Below are 16,799 nucleotides of genomic sequence, written 5' to 3'. Positions count from 1 at the left end.
TGCACGGCCCTGGCCTGCCGCTGGCTGATCTTGGGCTGATTTTAGGCTGGATGACCGCTGCAAACTGCCAATTTTCGAGCCTCATGCTCCGGAGGAGCGTAATGCTGCATATTACAGGTCTCAATCAGTATTATGGCGAAAGCCACATCCTGCGCGACGTCAACCTTGAGGTAAAGGCCGGTTCGTGCGCCTGCCTCATGGGGCGCAACGGCGTGGGCAAAACCACATTGCTTCAATGTATCATGGGCGTGCTGCCCGCACGCTCCGGGCATATTCTCCTTGAAGGAACGGACTTGCTTCCTCTGCCTGTGGAGCGACGGGCGGCCCTGGGTATCGGTTATGTGCCGCAGGGCCGCCAAATCTTCCCCCTGCTGACCGTGCGCGAAAATATGGAGCTTTCCCTGCCCATGCGCAAGGACAAGGCCGGGGCCATTCCTCCCTTCATCTTTGACTTTTTCCCCGTGCTGGGCGAAATGATGCATCGGAGGGGCGGCGATCTTTCCGGCGGGCAGCAGCAACAGCTTGCCATTGCCCGCGCGCTCACGCTGGAGCCGCGCCTGCTCATTCTGGACGAACCAACCGAGGGCATTCAGCCCAATATTGTTCGCGATATCGCCACGACCATTCGCAGACTCAACGAAGAAATGGGCCTCACAGTGCTGTTGGTGGAGCAGAAAGTGCCTTTTGCCCGCCGCATGGCAGATACATACATGATTATGGATCGCGGCCACATCGTTTCACAGGGGGGCATGCACGGCCTGGACGATGCCACTGTCAAAGCCTTTCTGAGCGTCTGATTCCCGCTACGGAAACAAAAGGAACTGCATGTCTGCCAACCCCGCAAGCCCTGCCGGCAATCTCCACGGTCACTGCTTTACGCCTGACCGCCGCTGGAGCGCACGCATGGATCTGGATTTTGCGGTGCGGCAGGGGCGCACCACGCTGACAAAAATGCAGTTCAGCGGGCCTTTGCGCGTGCAGCGGCCCTTCTATCCCGAAGCCGCGCCCACCAATGCGCCGGGCCGGGCGCAGGCATCCCAGCCCTGCCATTGCTGCCTGCTGCACCCGCCCGGTGGCCTTGTGAGCGGTGATGATCTGAGCCTTAGCGTGCGGCTGGAGCAAGGCGCGCACGCACTGCTCACCGCACCTTCTGCCTCCAAATTCTACGCTGCGGATGCGCATAACGTCGCCCAGCGCCAGACCACAGACCTGAACGTTGCGGGCGGCATGCTGGAATGGCTGCCGCGTGAAACCATCATCTATGACGGCGCGCGGGCCGAAATGCGCACATCGGTGGAGCTGGACAATACCAGCGCCTGCATCGGCTGGGAAATGATCTGCCTTGGCCGCCCTGCCGCCAACGAGAGCTTTACACACGGCAGCGTGCGCCAAAGCCTCATCCTCACTCGCGAGGGTCTGCCCCTGCTGCATGAGGTACTGCGCTTTGAAGGCGGCGATGCCCTGCAAAAATGCGCCTGCGGGCTGGGGGATCAGGCGGTCTCCGCCACCCTTTTTGCTGTGGGGCGAGGAACGGATGACGGACAAGACCTTGCCGCGCTGGAGGCATGCTGCACCACGCTGCAAAACATGCTCTCGCCCATCCGCGATTTTGACGATGCGCCTGAGGGTACTTCTGATGACGCGCCAGCAGAGCAGGCCCCTGCCGTTGGTGGAACTTCCGTCCTGGCCAGGCCCGTTCCCCTGTCTGCCCACATGGGGGAGCGGGCCGGAGCCACCGTGCGCGGCGGGGTGCTTGTGGTGCGCTATCTGGGGCCGGATATGGAAGAAGCGCGCAACCTGTTGCTGACAGCCTGGAACCTGCTGCGACCCGCACTGACCGGCTGCCCACCGCACATGCCGCGCATCTGGTACGGAGCTTTTTAGGGATATTTCTCATAGCCGGATTGCGTCCAGAGCTGCAAGCCGGGCTGCGATCATTTAATTTTCAAGGAACTCTTGCGGCATGCCGCACATACAGGAGGCATCATGGAACTTCTGCCCAGAGAAAAGGACAAGCTGCTGCTTTTCACCGCCGGACTGCTTGCAGAAAGGCGCAAGGCGCGGGGCCTCAAGCTCAATTACCCCGAGGCTGTGGCCTACATCAGTCTGGCCGTGCTTGAAGGCGCGCGCGACGGGCAAAGCGTGGCAGAACTTATGGGTTCGTGCCGCAACCTGCTCACGCGCGAGGACGTCATGGACGGCGTGCCCGAGATGGTCCACGAAGTGCAAGTGGAGGCCACCTTTCCTGACGGCACCAAACTTGTGACCGTGCACGACCCCATTCTGTAGTCAGGGCCGTCACAGCAAGCCGCACAAGGTAACAGACACGAACACACAAGGGGGACGCATGATTCCCGGTGAATTTCATATCGCTGAGGGCGAAATAACCCTCAACGCCCTCTCTGAAGGGCAGGAAGTGGTGCTGGAAGTTTCCAATACCGGCGACAGGCCCATTCAGGTGGGCTCGCACTATCATTTTTTTGAAGTAAACCCGGCCCTGACCTTTGCCCGCGAATCCGCACGCGGCATGCGGCTCGACATACCTGCCGGAACAGCCGTGCGCTTTGAGCCGGGGCAGAAACGCGAGGTGCGCCTTGTGCCCTACGCCGGGGCACGGTGCGTGTTTGGCTTTCGCGCCCAGATCATGGGGGCGCTTGATGCCGAAGCCCCCAGGGAGGAAAAAGCATGATCCGCATTCCCAGAAGCCAGTATGCCGAACTCTACGGCCCCACCACAGGCGACCGCATCCGCCTTGCGGACACGGAACTGTGGATCGAAATCGAGCGCGACCACACCGTCTATGGCGATGAAGTCTGCTTTGGCGGCGGCAAGGTTATTCGCGACGGCATGGGCCAGAGCCAGATCAGCAATGCCGACGGCGCTATGGACACCGTCATCACCAATGCCGTCATCATGGATGCGGCCCTTGGCATCATCAAGGCGGATCTTGGCATACGCGACGGACGCATTGCCGCCATCGGCAAGGCGGGCAACCCCGATGTGCAGCCCGACGTGGATGTGATCATCGGCCCCGGCACGGAGATTATTGCGGGCGAAGGCTGCCTGCTCACCGCTGGCGGCATGGACTCGCACATCCATTTCATCTGCCCGCAACAGGTGGAAGAAGCCCTTGCCAGCGGCATCACCACCATGCTCGGGGGCGGCACCGGCCCTGCTACGGGCACCAACGCCACCACGTGCACCCCCGGCCCCTGGCATCTGGAACGCATGCTGGCCGCCACAGACGCCTTGCCCATGAACTTTGGCTTCTTGGGCAAGGGCAATGCCGCCATGCCCGAGGCCTTGCGCGAGCAGCTCGAGGCAGGCGCTTGCGGCCTGAAACTGCACGAAGACTGGGGCACTACCCCGGCTGCCATAGACACATGCCTTACCGTGGCAGACGAATACGATGTGCAGGTCGCCATCCATACCGACACGCTCAATGAGGCGGGCTTTGTGGAAGACACGCTGGCCGCGTTCCGGGGCCGCACCATCCACACCTATCACACAGAAGGCGCAGGCGGCGGCCACGCTCCCGACATTCTGCGCGCCTGCTCCCTGCCCAACGTACTGCCCTCGTCCACCAATCCCACCCGGCCCTACACCGTGAACACCGTGGACGAACATCTGGACATGCTCATGGTTTGTCACCACCTCAACCCCTCCCTGCCAGAGGACGCGGCCTTTGCCGATTCGCGCATCCGGCGCGAAACCATTGCAGCAGAGGATATCTTGCAGGATATGGGCGTGATCTCCATGATTTCCTCAGACTCGCAGGCCATGGGCCGCGTGGGGGAGGTCATTACCCGCGCGTGGCAGACCGCCCACAAGATGAAGGTGCAGCGCGGCCCCCTGCCCGAGGACCGTGGGCGCGGCAACGACAACTTCCGGGTGCGCCGGTATCTGGCCAAGTACACCTGCAATCCTGCCGTGACCCACGGCCTTTCCCACGCCATTGGCGCAGTGGCCCCCGGCCTTCTGGCCGACCTCGTGCTGTGGAAGCCCGCCTTTTTTGGGGTCAAACCCTCCTTGGTCATCAAGGGCGGGCAGATAGCCGCCGCACCCATGGGCGATGCCAATGCCTCCATCCCCACGCCGCAACCCATGCACTATCGCCCCATGTTTGGCTCACTGGGGCAGGCTGCGGCTGCCGCCAGTCTGAGCTTTGTTTCGCGCGCCTTCATGGAAAACGGCGGCGAGGGACGGCTGCGGGAGCTGGGCCTGCTGCGCGGGCTTTCCTCCTGCCGGGGGACGCGCACCCTGTGCAAGAGCGACCTCCTGCTCAACAGCGCCACCCCGGCGATCTCCGTGAACCCGCAAACGTATGAAGTCCGTGCTGACGGCGAGATACTCACCTGCGCTCCGGCAGAAGTGCTGCCGCTGGCGCAACGGTATTTTTTGTTCTAGGCAACCACCCAAGGAGCGACCATGCTGGAATTTACCGAGAACATGGGGCAGCGCACCAATCTGGAGCCTACGGCCACCCTCACCCTGACCTGGGAGCAGCGCGGCAAGTGCCGTCAGCGGCTTCGGCTGGACAGCGGCGAAGAAGCGGGCCTGTTTCTCACGCGCGGGCAGGTTCTGCGCGAAGGCGATATTCTGCGCGCCGGGGACGTGCTGGCAATCGTGCGCAACGGCGCGGAACCTGTGGTGACGGGCATTGCCCCCAACTGGGAAACCCTGGCCCGCGCCTGCTATCACCTTGGCAACCGCCACGCCGCCTTGCAGCTCGGGCACAAGTGGCTGCGCTTCATGCCCGACCACGTGCTTGAAGAACTGGCGGAAAATCTGGGCCTGCGCCTGCGCCGAGAAAACCTGCCCTTTGTGCCCGAGGGCGGAGCCTACGGCGGCCACGGTCACAGTCATGGCTGAATTGGCTGCCGGACTGGCGACTGAGCCTGCATCCGAGCTGACGCCCCCCGCAAGGGTTCTGGCTGGCGGAACCTGCTTTGCTCAACATGTTCAACAGGTCGCAGCGCATGGGCAGGCGGCGGATGCCGCAGGGCAAACCGGGCCGCATGCTGGCCGTGGCTGTAGCCGCACGGCATGGAATGGGCCGCAGTTTGGCCTGACAGCCCTGCTCTATCTGGCGGGACAATCCCTGCCCGTGGGCGGTTTTGCATGGTCGCAGGGGCTTGCAGCCGCCGTGGAGCGGGGGCATGCGGCCACTGCGGAAGGCGTGCGTCGCTGGCTTTTGGGCGTGCTGCGCCTCGGTCTTGCGCGCAACGACCTGCCGCTGCTGCTGCGCATGCACGCGGCGGCATCCAGCGCAGATGCCTTTGCGCTGGCCCGCTGGAATGCCCTTATGCTTGCCGGACGCGAAAGCCGCGAACTGTGGCAGGAAGAAATCCAGATGGGGCGCGCCCTGCGCCGCATTTTGAACGATCAGAATATGCTGCCGCACTGGCCTCTGCCAGACAATGCGGGTTACACGGCCTGCTTTGCGGTTGCCGCCGTCATGCTCGACCAGCACGCCCGCAGCATGGAGCCTTTGAGCAACCCTGCCGCGCAACAGCGCGCCGGGGTGGACACGGCCTGCGCCTATGTGTGGAGCTGGCTGCAAAATCAGGTGGCCGTGGCCTGCAAAACAGTGCCTCTGGGCCAGACCGCCGCGCAAAAATTGTTGCTGGAGTTCATGCCTGCCGTGCCGCTACTGGTGGCTCAGGCAGCGGCCCTGCCCGATGAGGACATTGGCTCCAGCCTCCCCGGCCTTGCCCTGTGCAGCGCCGGACACGAACGACAATACACCCGACTTTTCAGGAGTTGAACGTCATGACCAATAGACCCTGCCTGCGAGTGGGCGTTGGCGGCCCTGTGGGTTCCGGCAAAACGGCCCTCTTGCGCCACCTGTGCATGCGCCTTCGCAAGCACTACAACATGGCTGTCGTCACCAACGACATTTACACCCGCGAGGATGCGGAATTTCTGCTGCGCCACAACGCCCTTGAAGCCGACCGCATCATCGGCGTTGAAACGGGCGGCTGCCCGCATACTGCCATCCGCGAAGACGCCTCCATGAACATTCAGGCCATTGAAGAGCTTCAGGCCCGCCATCCCGGCCTTGAGCTGGTGCTGGTGGAAAGCGGCGGGGACAACCTCTCCGCCACGTTCAGCCCGGAACTGGCAGACCTGACCATCTATGTCATCGACGTGAGCGGCGGGGACAAAATCCCGCGCAAGGGCGGCCCCGGCATCACCAAATCCGACCTGCTCATCATCAACAAGGTTGACCTCGCGCCCATGGTGCATGCCTCGCTGGACGTGATGGAGCGGGACACCCGCCGCATGCGCGGCGAACGCCCTTATGTGCTCACAGAGATGCTTTCCGGCGCCGGCATTGAAGCCGTGATCGCCTTTATCATCCGCGAGGGCATGCTACGCCTGCCCGATCAGTCCGTATAAGTGCATTGTCTGCCGCATGCAGACGCAAAAAACGCCCGCTATTGCGGGCGTTTTTAGTATCCATATTTAATGCAAGTGGGCGATTAATCAGTAGCCTGCGCCTTAAGCGCATCGGCCTGCGCCACCGTGCTCAAGGCTTCAATCAGAGGATCAATTTCGCCTTCCATGATGCGATCCAGAGAATACAGGGTCAGGTTGATGCGGTGATCCGTACAACGCCCCTGCGGGAAATTGTAGGTACGGATGCGCTCGGAACGGTCGCCGGAACCCACCTGCGACTTGCGGTCGGCGGAAATTTCCGAATTATAGCGCTCGCGCTCGGCGGCCAGAATGCGTGAGGCAAGCACTTTCATGGCGCGGGCCTTGTTTTTGTGCTGCGAGCGCTCGTCCTGACAGGTCACAACGGTATTGGTGGGCAAGTGCGTGATGCGCACAGCCGATTCCGTCTTGTTGACGTGCTGGCCGCCAGCGCCGGAAGCCCGGTAAATATCGATGCGCAGGTCTTCGGGGCGGATTTCCACGTCCACTTCTTCCGCTTCGGGCATAACGGCCACGGTGGCGGCAGAGGTATGGATGCGGCCCTGAGCTTCTGTGGCGGGCACGCGCTGCACGCGGTGGGTGCCAGCCTCGAACTTGAGGCGGCTGTACACATTGTTGCCGCTGACAAGGCAGATAACTTCCTTGAGGCCGCCCGATTCTGAGGGCGATTCGCTCATGAGTTCCACCTTCCAGCCCTTAACTTCGGCATAGCGCGAATACATGCGGAACAGATCGGCGGCAAACAGGGCCGCTTCTTCGCCGCCAGTACCGGCTCGAATTTCAAGAATGGTGTTCTTTTCGTCCAGCGGATCCTTGGGCAGCAGCATGAGCTTGAGCTCCTGCTCCACCTCAGGCAGTTCCGTTTCAATGCGGCGCAGGTCTTCCTGGGCAAGCTCGCGCATTTCGGGGTCATCATCGCGCAGCAGCTGCTTGTTTTCGGCCTGTTCCTGCAACAGCGCCTTGTGACGGCGGTACATCTCCACAATGTCGCGCAGATCGGCATGGGCCTTGGTGAGCTTGCGGTAGTGCTCCTGATCGTTGAACACATCCGGCTCAGCCAGGGAATGCTCCAGCTCCATGAATTTCTTTTCCAGACCTTCCAATTTGGCGAACATAGGTGTCTCCAACACGCTGTGGGCGGAAAAAACGAAAATCGGGCGCGCAGCCATGCCGCAAGCAGCATGCCAGGCAACAAGCCCATGTACAGCATCTGCCGCAAAAGCGGCAGAAAAATCGGCAATAAGCGCTATTCCGTGGTGTAGGCTACGGTATGCACCCTCGCGCCGTCATCTGGGCCAAGGGCTTCGCGCAAGGCCACCACGGCCACTTCAAGCTGGCTTTCGTCAGGCTCATAGGTGGTGAGCCGCTGGAGGGCCAGCCCCGGCGCACGCAGCACCGTTGCCAACAGCCCTTCGGGCAGCTTGGCAGCGTAGCGTATAAGCTCATAGGCCAGCGCGCTGATGGGCACCATCAGCAGCAGCTTGACGCCAATGGTGAGAACGTGTTTGGCAACCTCGCCCTGTGGCGTGTAAATGCTCAGCATCAGAGGAACCAGTACCGCATGCAGCAATATGGAAATGCTGATGACAAACAGCAAAAACGTGGTTCCACAACGCGGATGCAGGCGGCTTTTGCCCATGGCGGCGGCAGCGTCCACATCCCCCCCCGCCTCATAGGCGTGGATGGTTTTGTGTTCTGCCCCGTGATACTGAAAAACACGGCGAATATCAGGCACATATGAAATTGCCTTGATATATCCCATGAAGATGCAGCACTTGAAAAAGCCGTCCCAGAGGTGGAACGAAAGCCCTTCCACATCGCCTCCAAGGCGAGCCCAGAGCATCACCAGCGAGAGCAGGTGCGGCACAACCACAAAAAGGCCCACTGCCATCAGCAGGGCCAAGATCAGCGTAAGCACCAGATGCCAGCCGGAGATTTCCTCCTGCTCGCTCTGGGCCACAGCTTCAACCGAGCGGTTGAGCGCCTTGATGCCGTTGACCAGGGTTTCCAGCAGCACAGGAAAGCCCCGTACAAAAGGCTTTTTGAGCCAGGGGCTGCGGGTAAGCGAAAACCACGGGCAGCGCATGGCACGAATGACCCCGTCGGTCTGGCGAACAGCCAGTCCGTAGACATCACCGTGACGCATCATCACGCCTTCCATGACGGCCTGCCCGCCCACCGGGGCGCATTCCGCATTCAAAAGAGCGAGGGCAAGCTGCAACACACCGCTCGCGCGCTTTGCGCGCGGGGCGATTTGCTGCGAGCCTGCCCGCCGCGAACTTTCGGGCGTCATGCCAGTGCTGGAGTCCCGGTTAAGGCCCGACCCAAGCTTACTGCTGATCAAACTTGGCGTACTTCTTGCGGAAGCGGTCAATACGACCAGCGGTATCAAGAAAACGCTGCTTGCCGGTGAAGAAAGGATGGCAAGCGGAGCAAACTTCCACGTTAACCTGTTCGCCCTTGGTGGAGAGCACGTGCTCTTCGTTGCCGCAGGCGCAGGTGATGGTGGCGTTGAACACTTTGGGATGGATATCATTTTTCATGGCAGCTACCTCGTGAACGCGGCATAATCCAGCTTTTACAGCAATTCGGACGCCCGCGCGTTTTACCCTTGGCGCGGCGCAGTACCGCACAAGGGCAAGCTATATAGCCCTCTTTTGCGGCTTTGGCAAGTGCGCCGGACGGGGTTGAGCATAAAATGGCTTTACGCTCTTTTACTATGGGCATGCCGCAAGACATTTTACGCCTCCCGCTGGCAGCCTTGGGACAGCAAGAGGCTCTCTGCAGGCAGTCTTGTGGTTGACGCGGCAAGCAGCTATAAGACCCCCATGCCTAAATCACCCAGACAACGCGCCGACCAGCTTGCATTTGAGCAGGGCCTTGCGGAAAGCCGCGAGCAGGCCCGCCGCCTCATCATGGCGGGCAAAATCATCCTTGAGCAGACGGTTCCCGGCGCCCCGCCGCAGGTTGTGCCCAAACCGGGGCATCCTTTTGCTGCGGACACGGTTTTTGCTCTGCTGGAGCCAGAACGCTACGTGAGCCGTGGCGCTTACAAGCTTTTGACCATCCTCGAGCATTTCAAGCTGGATGTGACCGACTTTGTGTGCCTGGACGCGGGCGCTTCCACCGGCGGCTTCACCGACTGCCTGCTGCAACGGGGAGCCAAACGCGTCTATGCGGTGGATGTGGGCAAAAACCAGTTACACGAACGCCTGCGGGCTGATGAAAGGGTGGTAAATCTTGAAGGCGTCAACCTGCGCCATGCGGAGCTGAGCCTTATTCCCGAGATGGTTGATCTGGTGGTCGCGGACGTTTCCTTCATTTCGCTCACCCTCGTGCTGCCCTCGTGCATGCCCTGGCTCAAACCCGGCGGCATTCTCGCCACGCTTATCAAACCCCAGTTTGAGCTTGGCCCCGGCGAAACCGTCAAGGGCGTGGTGCGCGATGAGGCCGCCCGCCAGCGCGCGGTGGACAAGATTCTGCTCTTCACCCAAGCCAATCTGGGTCTTGAATGTCAGGGCGTGCTGCCCGCCGCCATCAAGGGCCCCAAGGGCAATCAGGAATACATGGCCCTGTTTGCGCGGCAGGGTCAGACAAGCGCATAAAGCCGCCTACTCCTCACGATCAGATTCTTTTGCATCCGACGTGTCCGCATCCCCAGCGCTATCCGGGGTGCACGCGACAGCGGCCTTTTTTTCCGCAGGAGTAAACAGCCGCCCGCGCTGCACGGCCTTGTTGCCAAAGCGGCTGCGCAGATCGTCCAGCGCGGCATCGAGTTTTTGCCTTCTGGCCTCAACCTGCGGGTCCAGCCCCTGCGTTGCGGGCTTGACTGCGCCCGGCAAGGCCAATTGCGCCACAGGCGCGTCAAAACCTGAAACCCCAAGGCCGATAAGCCGCACAGGCTGGGGCAGGGGCAGCTCACGCAGCAGGGCGCAGCCCACCTCAAAAATGGTTTCCGTGGCGTTTATGCCCTCCGGCAGTGTGCGCGAGCGGGTAACCTGTCGAAAATCCGTATACTTGACCTTGAGCGTCACCGTGCGGCCCCTGTAGCCGTGCCGCCGCAGCGAAGCGCCCACGCGCTCTGCATGGGCCAGCAGCATGCGCTGCAAAAAATCCCGGTCGCGCGTGTCCTCGGTAAAGGTGCATTCCGCACTTTCGCTCTTGGCGACGCGCTCAGTTTCTATGCCGCGCGGGTCGCGCCCGTGCACACGCTCAAACAGCACACCGCCCCACTTACCGTATTTGCGCAGCATAAAATCCAGACTGTAGCGGCGCAACTGCCCCACGGTTCTCACTCCCAGACCTTGCAGACTCTCAACCATGCGCTTGCCCACGCCGGGAATCTTGCCCACGGGCAGGGTCGCCAGAAAGTCGTCCACTTCTTCGGGCCGCAGAATGAACATGCCATCGGGCTTGTTGATGTCTGAACAAATCTTGGCAAGAAACTTCACCGGCGCGGCCCCGGCGGAACAGGTAAGACCGCCTGTGGCCTCGCGCACACGCTCCTTGATGCGCAGGAGCAGTTCTTCCAGCGAGCCGAACAGACGTTCAAGGCCAGTGGCATCCACATAGGCCTCATCCACGCTGGCCTGCTCCACAATGGGCGAAAACTCGCCAAGGGCCGCCATGACAGCCCGCGAAAGCTCGGCATAGCGCAAGTGTCGGCCACGCACCACAATGGCCTGCGGGCAGAGCCTGCGGGCTGTTGTCATGGGCATGGCGGAATGCACCCCAAAAACGCGCGCCTCGTAAGAACAGGTGGAAACCACGCCCCGCTGCTCGCCGCCCACAATGACGGGCTTGCCGCGCAGGGACGGGTCGTCCATCTGCTCTACCGATGCAAAAAAGGCATCCATGTCTATGTGGATGATCATGACAACATTCCGGGCGCCGGTTTCACTATTGCGTATGGGGTTAATTTGATTCGGTGCTTATGATTTTTCTTTGCTGTTCACGTTAACGGGCAACAAGTTTCGCGTAATTCATACTTCTCAATAAGCTACGTTTAAAAAGATGGATTTTGTCCTCTGGCAAGGAAAAGGCCCGTTTCAGGACAGCAACCGACAGAGACGTTAGTCGTAGCTCGCACAGATGCTGTTTTGTTCTCCGGCAAGGAAGAATGGCCTTTTGCGCAAGGAGTGTACTCTTATGGTACTCGACTGGAGCAATAAGCCATTCTGACGCCGCCGGTGGGCAAAAAAGCCCTGTGCAAGCTACGACTAGTCGAGCTTCTCACGCACACGTTCCAGTTCCGTCTGCACATACGCCTCCGGCGCTCCCGCCGAACGCAGCAGATATTCCGCCATAGCCAGCGCAACTTCGCGTTCGCCGCTGAACACGGCGTCCGCGCCTTTGTCGCGCAGGGAGCGGGCTTCGCTCACAAAGGCCGTGTGCGCCAGAATACGCGCATGCGGGTTCACCGCGCGCGCTATGGACGTCACTTCGCCTGCGGGAATACTGGGGGATGTGAGCAGCAGGGCCTCGGCCTTTTCCAGACCAGCCTCGCGCAAAACCTCTGCCTGCATGGCATCGCCGTGTACCACGGGCACACCTTCGGAGCGCAAAAGCCGCACGGTGTCGATATTCATTTCCACCACTACGGGCAACATGCTGCTGTCCTGCAAGATACGGCAGCAACTGCGCCCAACGGGGCCGTAGCCCACCACAACCACCCGCGCGCGGTCGCCTTCGTCCGGTACGATCAGGCCGGCCGCAGGTTCGATAATATTACCGCGCTTGCGCTTCTCCCACCACAGGGCCACATCCTTGGCCTTGCGGTACAGCATGGGGTTGAACGTGATGGAGATGATGGCCGCTGGAATAAGCGCATTGTTGACCCTCTGGTCAAAAACCCCAAGGCTGATGCCAAGGCCCGCAAGGATAAACGTAAATTCACCCACCTGCGACAGGGAGGCTGCCACGGAAAGCCCCTGCTTGAGAGGCTTGCGAAACAGGCTTGTCATCAGCAGCGCCCCAAGGGGCTTCACAATCATGATGACAAAAAGAGTCGCCAGCATGAGGGGCCAGTCCTGCGCCAGCGAGGCAGGGTCAAAGAGCATGCCCACAGACACAAAAAACAGCACGGCAAAGGCATCACGCAGGGGCAGGGCTTCGGCGGCGGCACGGGCGCTGAACTCGGACTGCCCCACAACCATGCCTGCCAAAAATGCGCCAAGCGCCATGGACGCCCCAAAAAATTCCGCAGCAGCAACGGCGATGCCAAGGGCCAGGGCCAACACTGCGAGGGTGAACAGATCGCGGGTGCCCGTGCGGGCCACGTAGCCCAGAAACAGCGGGATAAGTTTTTGCCCGGCCACAAGCGTAAACACGGAGAGCGCCGCCAGCTTCAGCAGGGTCATGCCCAGGGCGCTCCAAAATTCGCCGCCCGGAGAAAGAACCGAAGGCAGCAGCACAAGCAGCAGAATGGTGAATATATCTTCCACCACCAGCCAGCCCAGGGCCACGTGCCCGGTGGGATTGTGCAGGTCATGGTTATCGGCAAGTACACGGGTAAGGACCACGGTGCTGGCAACGGAAATAGCCATGCCGTAAACCGCGCTGGAAAGCAGATCAAAGCCGAAAAAATGCAATAACCCCATGCTTGCCAGCGTTGCCAGCGATATCTGCGCCGCTGCGCCGCCAGTGGCAATGGCCCCCACGGCCAGCAGATCCTTGAGGTGAAAATGCAGGCCCACGCCAAACATCAGCAGGATAACGCCAATCTCGGCGCACTGGGCCGCCGTGGAGGCATCGGCCACAAAGCCGGGGGAGTGAGGGCCTACGATGATGCCTGCCAGCAGATAGCCCACAAGCGGGGAAAGACGCAGTTTCTGCGTGATAAAACCAAGAACCAGGGCGGCGGAAAGCCCCCCGGCAAGTGTAAGAATAAGATTTACGTCATGGGGCATGGATAGTGCTCCTTTGAGGCCATGAAAAGGCAGGCCGCAAGCAGCTGAATGCCCGCTCTAGAGCTGTTTACGCATGAAATGAGTCAACTGCTCTGCAAGGATTTCTCTGAAAAATCCTTGCCACGAAATACTCTAGTCGTCGGACTTCAGCCATTGCAGCCACAGGTTGCGTCGGCGTGGGCCATCGCCCTCGCACAAATAAACGGATTGCCACGTGCCAAGGCGCAGTTCGCCCTTCTCCACAATCAGCAGGAGGGATGGCCCGTGCAGGGTGGTTTTTATGTGGGCATCGCTGTTGCCCTCAGCGTGGCGGTAGTCGCCATGCTCCGGGGCAAGGTGGCTGAAAAAGGCCAGCATGTCGCGCCGCACGTCAGGGTCTGCGCCTTCGTTGACCGTGAGGCCGCAGGTGGTGTGCGGGCAGAACAGGGCCAGAGCGCCGCTCTGCCAGCGGCCATCGGCGGCCCTGCGGCGCACCAGCGCGCGCAGCTCCGCCGTGATGTCGATCATCTCGCACCGGCTGCGGGTGCTTATTTCAAGGGTTTCCACGGTTGCCTCAGCTTGTGAATTCCAGCAGGTCGGAGCGGGCTATGCGGTCCAGCTCTTCACGCTGGTTTTCCGGCGTTTCGGTAAAGAGAAAACCAAACAGCCCATAGCGCGTAAAATCGCTTTTGCGCACATGCAGGACACGGGCAAAGCCACGGCCCAAGGCCTCGTAATCAAAGTTGCGTATGGGCGGGCAGTTTTCCGGCTTGTTCAGCACGATGAGGGTGTAGAGCTTGCCTTCGCGCCCGGCCAGAGCCTTGTCCCAATCGGGCCGCCGCCCTTCCAGAAAGCACCCGTAGGTGTGGAAGCCCCAGGAAAACAGGGTAACGTCCGTGCAGCACCAGCCCGCAAAACGCAGAGCGTTGAATTCGATGGGCCGTATGCGCCCTTGGGCGTCACGCCGCAGCTCCACATGGGTGGGAAAATTCCGCAGGCAGAGCAAGGAGTTAACCTTATTGAACCATGCCTCGAACTCTGCAAGGTGGGAACGTACCACAGAAGCGCCCGTGTAGTACAGGCGGTCGCTCACGTCTGAAGCGGAAGCAAATTCGTGCCGCAGGATGTTGCAGATCACGGCCTGCCCCTGCGCGTCAAAGTATACATCCACGGCGTATTCATCGCCTTCAATGTATTCCTCTATGAGCCAGTCTTCGCTGTCCACAACGCTGTCGGGATACTGCTCGCGCCAGTGCGTTGCTTCCTGCTCAATGGCGACGAGGGCGGCAAGCCAGTCTTCGCGAGTGCGCACAATGCGCACGCCCAGGCTGAAAAAACCCACAGAAGGCTTGACCACGCAGGGCAGGCGCAATTCTTCAAAAGGCAGATGGCGCAGGGCATCAAGAGTGAGTCTGCGATAGAAATAATCATCGTAGAGAGGACGCAGCAACTCGCGGGTTCTGGCCTTGTTCTTGAGCTTCTCAATGCCGCTGACAAGCTCGGCATTGTCCACGTGGTCGCAAACCCAGGCCAGGGAATTTTCCGAGCAGGTATAAATGCGCGGGGGCGCGCAGTCCGGGCAGGACTTCCGGCACTGGGCCGCAAACTCCGCTTCCGGTACGAGGTTCAGGGGCGCTGCGCCAGAAAGCGCGCGGGCGCGGGACAAGTCCCGCGCCACAGCATTGTCGAGCACCGGTTCCCGCCGGGCTGCCGCGTAGTCGAGCAGCTCTGGCGAGACGTATGGTTCGTCAAAAATTATCATGCTCCTCCCAACACGCGGAAGTACACCGCAGGTTCCTTGAGCAGGCCAGCGTCCATGGTGCGCTGGAGAGCATCGCCCATGGCGCGGGCCGTGGTTTCGTGGGTCATGAAGACCAGCGGAACGCCATTGCCTTCATCACTCTTCTGGATGACCTGGGCCATGCTGATGCCCTCGGCGGCCATGCAGCCCGAAAGATCACGCAGCACGCCGGGGGTGTCCTGCACCATGACGCGCACGTAGTAGCACGAGCGCCATTCTTCCGGCGGCACAATGGAGGCCTTGGGCAATTCCTTGCCCACAAAGCCGGTGTTGTTGGGGCGTTCATCGCGGGCAACGGCCAGCAGATCGCCCAGCACGGCTCCGGCTGTGGGCAGATCGCCCGCGCCGCGCCCGTGGAAAAACAGCGGGCCGGAGGCGTTGGCGTCCACCCGCACGGCGTTGTACACACCGCCCACGCGGGCCAGCAAAAACTTGTGGTACACAAGGGCGGGGAACACCCCGGCCTCAAGCCGGATGTTGCCATCACCCTCAGCGCCCTCGGCGCCAGGTACCTCACGCACCTGACCAATGAGCTTGATGCGGTAGCCAAATTCGCGCGCAAGGCGGATATCCATGCCGGAAAGCCCGCGAATGCCGCGCACCGAAAGGGCCGTGTAGGGATAGTGCACCCCGTAGGCCAGACGGATAAGCAGGATAAGCTTGTGGGCGGCATCATGACCGTCAATGTCCAGCGTGGGGTCGGCCTCGGCATAGCCCAGCTGCTGGGCCTGCTTGAGCGCAACGTCAAAATCCATACCGTTGCTGGTCATTTCAGACAAAATATAGTTGCTGGTGCCGTTGAGAATGCCCATGAGCGATTCGATGCGGTTGCCCGTGAGGCTTTCCTTCAGCGTCTCCACAATGGGGATGGCCCCAGCCACGCTGGCTTCGTAGCGCAGGATGCGCTTTTTGCGGTCAGCCTTCTGGAACAGGGCCAGACCTTCCTCGGCCAGCAGGGCCTTGTTGGCGGTGACGATGTGTTTGCCCTGATCAAGGGCGCGGTCGATGATGGTGCGGGCATTGTCGATGCCGCCGATCAGTTCCACCAGCACGTCGATTTCAGGATCATCGGTAAGCGCGCGGTAATCGGTGGTAAGTTCCGTACCGGCAGGCAACTGGGCGCTGCGGGCCTTGGTGGCGTTGCGCACAAGCACCTTTTTGAGCACGATGTCGCGCCCGCAACGGCGGCGGATAAGGTCGGCGTTTTCGTCAAGCAGACGCACAAGGCCGCCGCCCACGGTGCCGAATCCGGCAAGGCCCACTACCAGGGGTTTATCGCTGTTCTTTGTCATGTCGCCTCCGAATCTGCTGCCTAACCCCGGTCTGTCCGCCGCGGGCCTGCGCGGTTGTTGGCCATATGCGGCCTTATGGTTGCTGCGGCGGGGCCGGAAAACCTCCCGACCCCGCCGATTTCAGTTGTTCTGACCTCGTTTCATCCCGTCCGAAAAACGGTTTTTGAAAGCGAGATTTTGTTCCCTGGCGAGAAAACGGCCCGTTTCAGGCTGTCCAGGGGACAAACGATGCTTCCAAAACCTATTTTGCCATCCTGGGGATTTTTGCCTTCCGGCAAGGAAGACGGGCTTTTTATGCAGGGAGTGTACTCTGATGGTACTCGACCGGAATAAAAAGACCGCCTGACGCCGCCGGAAGCAAAAAGACGCGGAGGGCGA

General features: G+C 61.0%; 18 protein-coding genes. 10 read left to right on the top strand and 8 right to left on the bottom strand.

The window, feature by feature from the left end; genetic code table 11:
• Nucleotides 1-101 precede the first annotated feature (101 nt).
• From urtE to ureG, 8 genes are all read left to right on the top strand, one after another.
• Nucleotides 102-797, top strand: a complete 696-nt coding sequence (gene urtE / locus ACUZ79_RS02650; RefSeq protein ID WP_298998334.1) for an urea ABC transporter ATP-binding subunit UrtE — start codon at nucleotides 102-104, stop codon at nucleotides 795-797.
• A 28-nt stretch (nucleotides 798-825) separates the two neighbouring features.
• Complete coding sequence (locus tag ACUZ79_RS02645; protein WP_240823461.1) at nucleotides 826-1,884, top strand: urease accessory protein UreD; 1,059 nt, start codon at nucleotides 826-828, stop codon at nucleotides 1,882-1,884.
• Nucleotides 1,885-1,986: 102 nt separating this feature from the next.
• Nucleotides 1,987-2,289 carry an urease subunit gamma gene (gene ureA / locus ACUZ79_RS02640; protein WP_192113509.1) on the top strand — a complete coding sequence of 101 codons (303 nt, stop codon included), beginning with the start codon at nucleotides 1,987-1,989 and terminating at the stop codon, nucleotides 2,287-2,289.
• Between the two features lie 58 nt (nucleotides 2,290-2,347).
• The gene (locus ACUZ79_RS02635) at nucleotides 2,348-2,689 is read left to right on the top strand and encodes an urease subunit beta (protein ID WP_449250637.1); all 342 of its coding nucleotides are present in this window, start codon (nucleotides 2,348-2,350) and stop codon (nucleotides 2,687-2,689) included.
• Nucleotides 2,686-4,407 carry an urease subunit alpha gene (gene ureC, locus ACUZ79_RS02630; protein ID WP_240823460.1) on the top strand — a complete coding sequence of 574 codons (1,722 nt, stop codon included), beginning with the start codon at nucleotides 2,686-2,688 and terminating at the stop codon, nucleotides 4,405-4,407. Before ACUZ79_RS02635 ends, ureC begins: the two co-directional genes overlap by 4 nt.
• Nucleotides 4,408-4,428: 21 nt before the next feature.
• Nucleotides 4,429-4,872, top strand: coding sequence for an urease accessory protein UreE (gene ureE / locus ACUZ79_RS02625; protein WP_192113507.1), 444 nt, complete (start codon nucleotides 4,429-4,431; stop codon nucleotides 4,870-4,872).
• Nucleotides 4,865-5,767, top strand: a complete 903-nt coding sequence (locus tag ACUZ79_RS02620) for an urease accessory protein UreF (RefSeq protein ID WP_449250636.1) — start codon at nucleotides 4,865-4,867, stop codon at nucleotides 5,765-5,767. The genes ureE and ACUZ79_RS02620 overlap by 8 nt, the downstream gene beginning before the upstream one ends.
• A 5-nt stretch (nucleotides 5,768-5,772) precedes the next feature.
• Nucleotides 5,773-6,402 (top strand): urease accessory protein UreG, encoded by a 630-nt coding sequence (gene ureG / locus ACUZ79_RS02615; RefSeq protein WP_192113505.1) that lies wholly within the window; start codon nucleotides 5,773-5,775, stop codon nucleotides 6,400-6,402.
• Nucleotides 6,403-6,485: 83 nt separating this feature from the next.
• Here ureG and prfA read toward each other — a convergent pair whose 3' ends face one another.
• The 3 genes from prfA to rpmE form a co-directional block, all read right to left on the bottom strand.
• A complete protein-coding gene (gene prfA, locus ACUZ79_RS02610; RefSeq protein ID WP_449250635.1) occupies nucleotides 6,486-7,556 on the bottom strand; it encodes a peptide chain release factor 1 in 1,071 nt (356 codons plus the stop codon).
• Between the two features lie 131 nt (nucleotides 7,557-7,687).
• Nucleotides 7,688-8,602, bottom strand: a complete 915-nt coding sequence (locus ACUZ79_RS02605) for a DUF1385 domain-containing protein (RefSeq protein ID WP_240823673.1) — start codon at nucleotides 8,600-8,602, stop codon at nucleotides 7,688-7,690.
• 169 nt (nucleotides 8,603-8,771) lie between these two features.
• Complete coding sequence (gene rpmE, locus ACUZ79_RS02600; RefSeq protein ID WP_192113503.1) at nucleotides 8,772-8,984, bottom strand: 50S ribosomal protein L31; 213 nt, start codon at nucleotides 8,982-8,984, stop codon at nucleotides 8,772-8,774.
• A 285-nt stretch (nucleotides 8,985-9,269) separates the two neighbouring features.
• On the opposite strand from rpmE, the gene ACUZ79_RS02595 reads away from it, so the two are divergent.
• On the top strand, nucleotides 9,270-10,046 hold the full coding sequence (locus ACUZ79_RS02595) for a TlyA family RNA methyltransferase (protein WP_449250634.1): 777 nt from the start codon (nucleotides 9,270-9,272) through the stop codon (nucleotides 10,044-10,046).
• A 6-nt stretch (nucleotides 10,047-10,052) separates the two neighbouring features.
• On the opposite strand, the gene ACUZ79_RS02590 is transcribed toward ACUZ79_RS02595, so the two are convergent.
• The 5 genes from ACUZ79_RS02590 to ACUZ79_RS02570 form a co-directional block, all read right to left on the bottom strand.
• The gene (locus tag ACUZ79_RS02590; RefSeq protein ID WP_449250633.1) at nucleotides 10,053-11,315 is read right to left on the bottom strand and encodes a DNA polymerase IV; all 1,263 of its coding nucleotides are present in this window, start codon (nucleotides 11,313-11,315) and stop codon (nucleotides 10,053-10,055) included.
• Between the two features lie 345 nt (nucleotides 11,316-11,660).
• Nucleotides 11,661-13,349, bottom strand: a complete 1,689-nt coding sequence (locus ACUZ79_RS02585; RefSeq protein WP_449250632.1) for a cation:proton antiporter — start codon at nucleotides 13,347-13,349, stop codon at nucleotides 11,661-11,663.
• Between the two features lie 132 nt (nucleotides 13,350-13,481).
• Complete coding sequence (locus ACUZ79_RS02580) at nucleotides 13,482-13,895, bottom strand: secondary thiamine-phosphate synthase enzyme YjbQ (RefSeq protein WP_449250631.1); 414 nt, start codon at nucleotides 13,893-13,895, stop codon at nucleotides 13,482-13,484.
• A gap of 7 nt (nucleotides 13,896-13,902) precedes the next feature.
• A complete protein-coding gene (locus ACUZ79_RS02575) occupies nucleotides 13,903-15,090 on the bottom strand; it encodes an ATP-grasp domain-containing protein (RefSeq protein ID WP_449250630.1) in 1,188 nt (395 codons plus the stop codon).
• A complete protein-coding gene (locus tag ACUZ79_RS02570; RefSeq protein ID WP_449250629.1) occupies nucleotides 15,087-16,421 on the bottom strand; it encodes a homoserine dehydrogenase in 1,335 nt (444 codons plus the stop codon). The genes ACUZ79_RS02575 and ACUZ79_RS02570 overlap by 4 nt, the downstream gene beginning before the upstream one ends.
• Nucleotides 16,422-16,496: 75 nt before the next feature.
• Between ACUZ79_RS02570 and ACUZ79_RS02565 the strand changes: the two genes are divergently transcribed.
• Nucleotides 16,497-16,754 carry a hypothetical protein gene (locus tag ACUZ79_RS02565; protein ID WP_240823451.1) on the top strand — a complete coding sequence of 86 codons (258 nt, stop codon included), beginning with the start codon at nucleotides 16,497-16,499 and terminating at the stop codon, nucleotides 16,752-16,754.
• Nucleotides 16,755-16,799: the final 45 nt, after the last annotated feature.

It is taken from the genome of Desulfovibrio faecalis, from assembly GCF_053570625.1.
The sequence above is the reverse complement of the archived record's forward strand: the minus strand, read 5'-3'. Positions and strand labels throughout refer to the sequence as shown.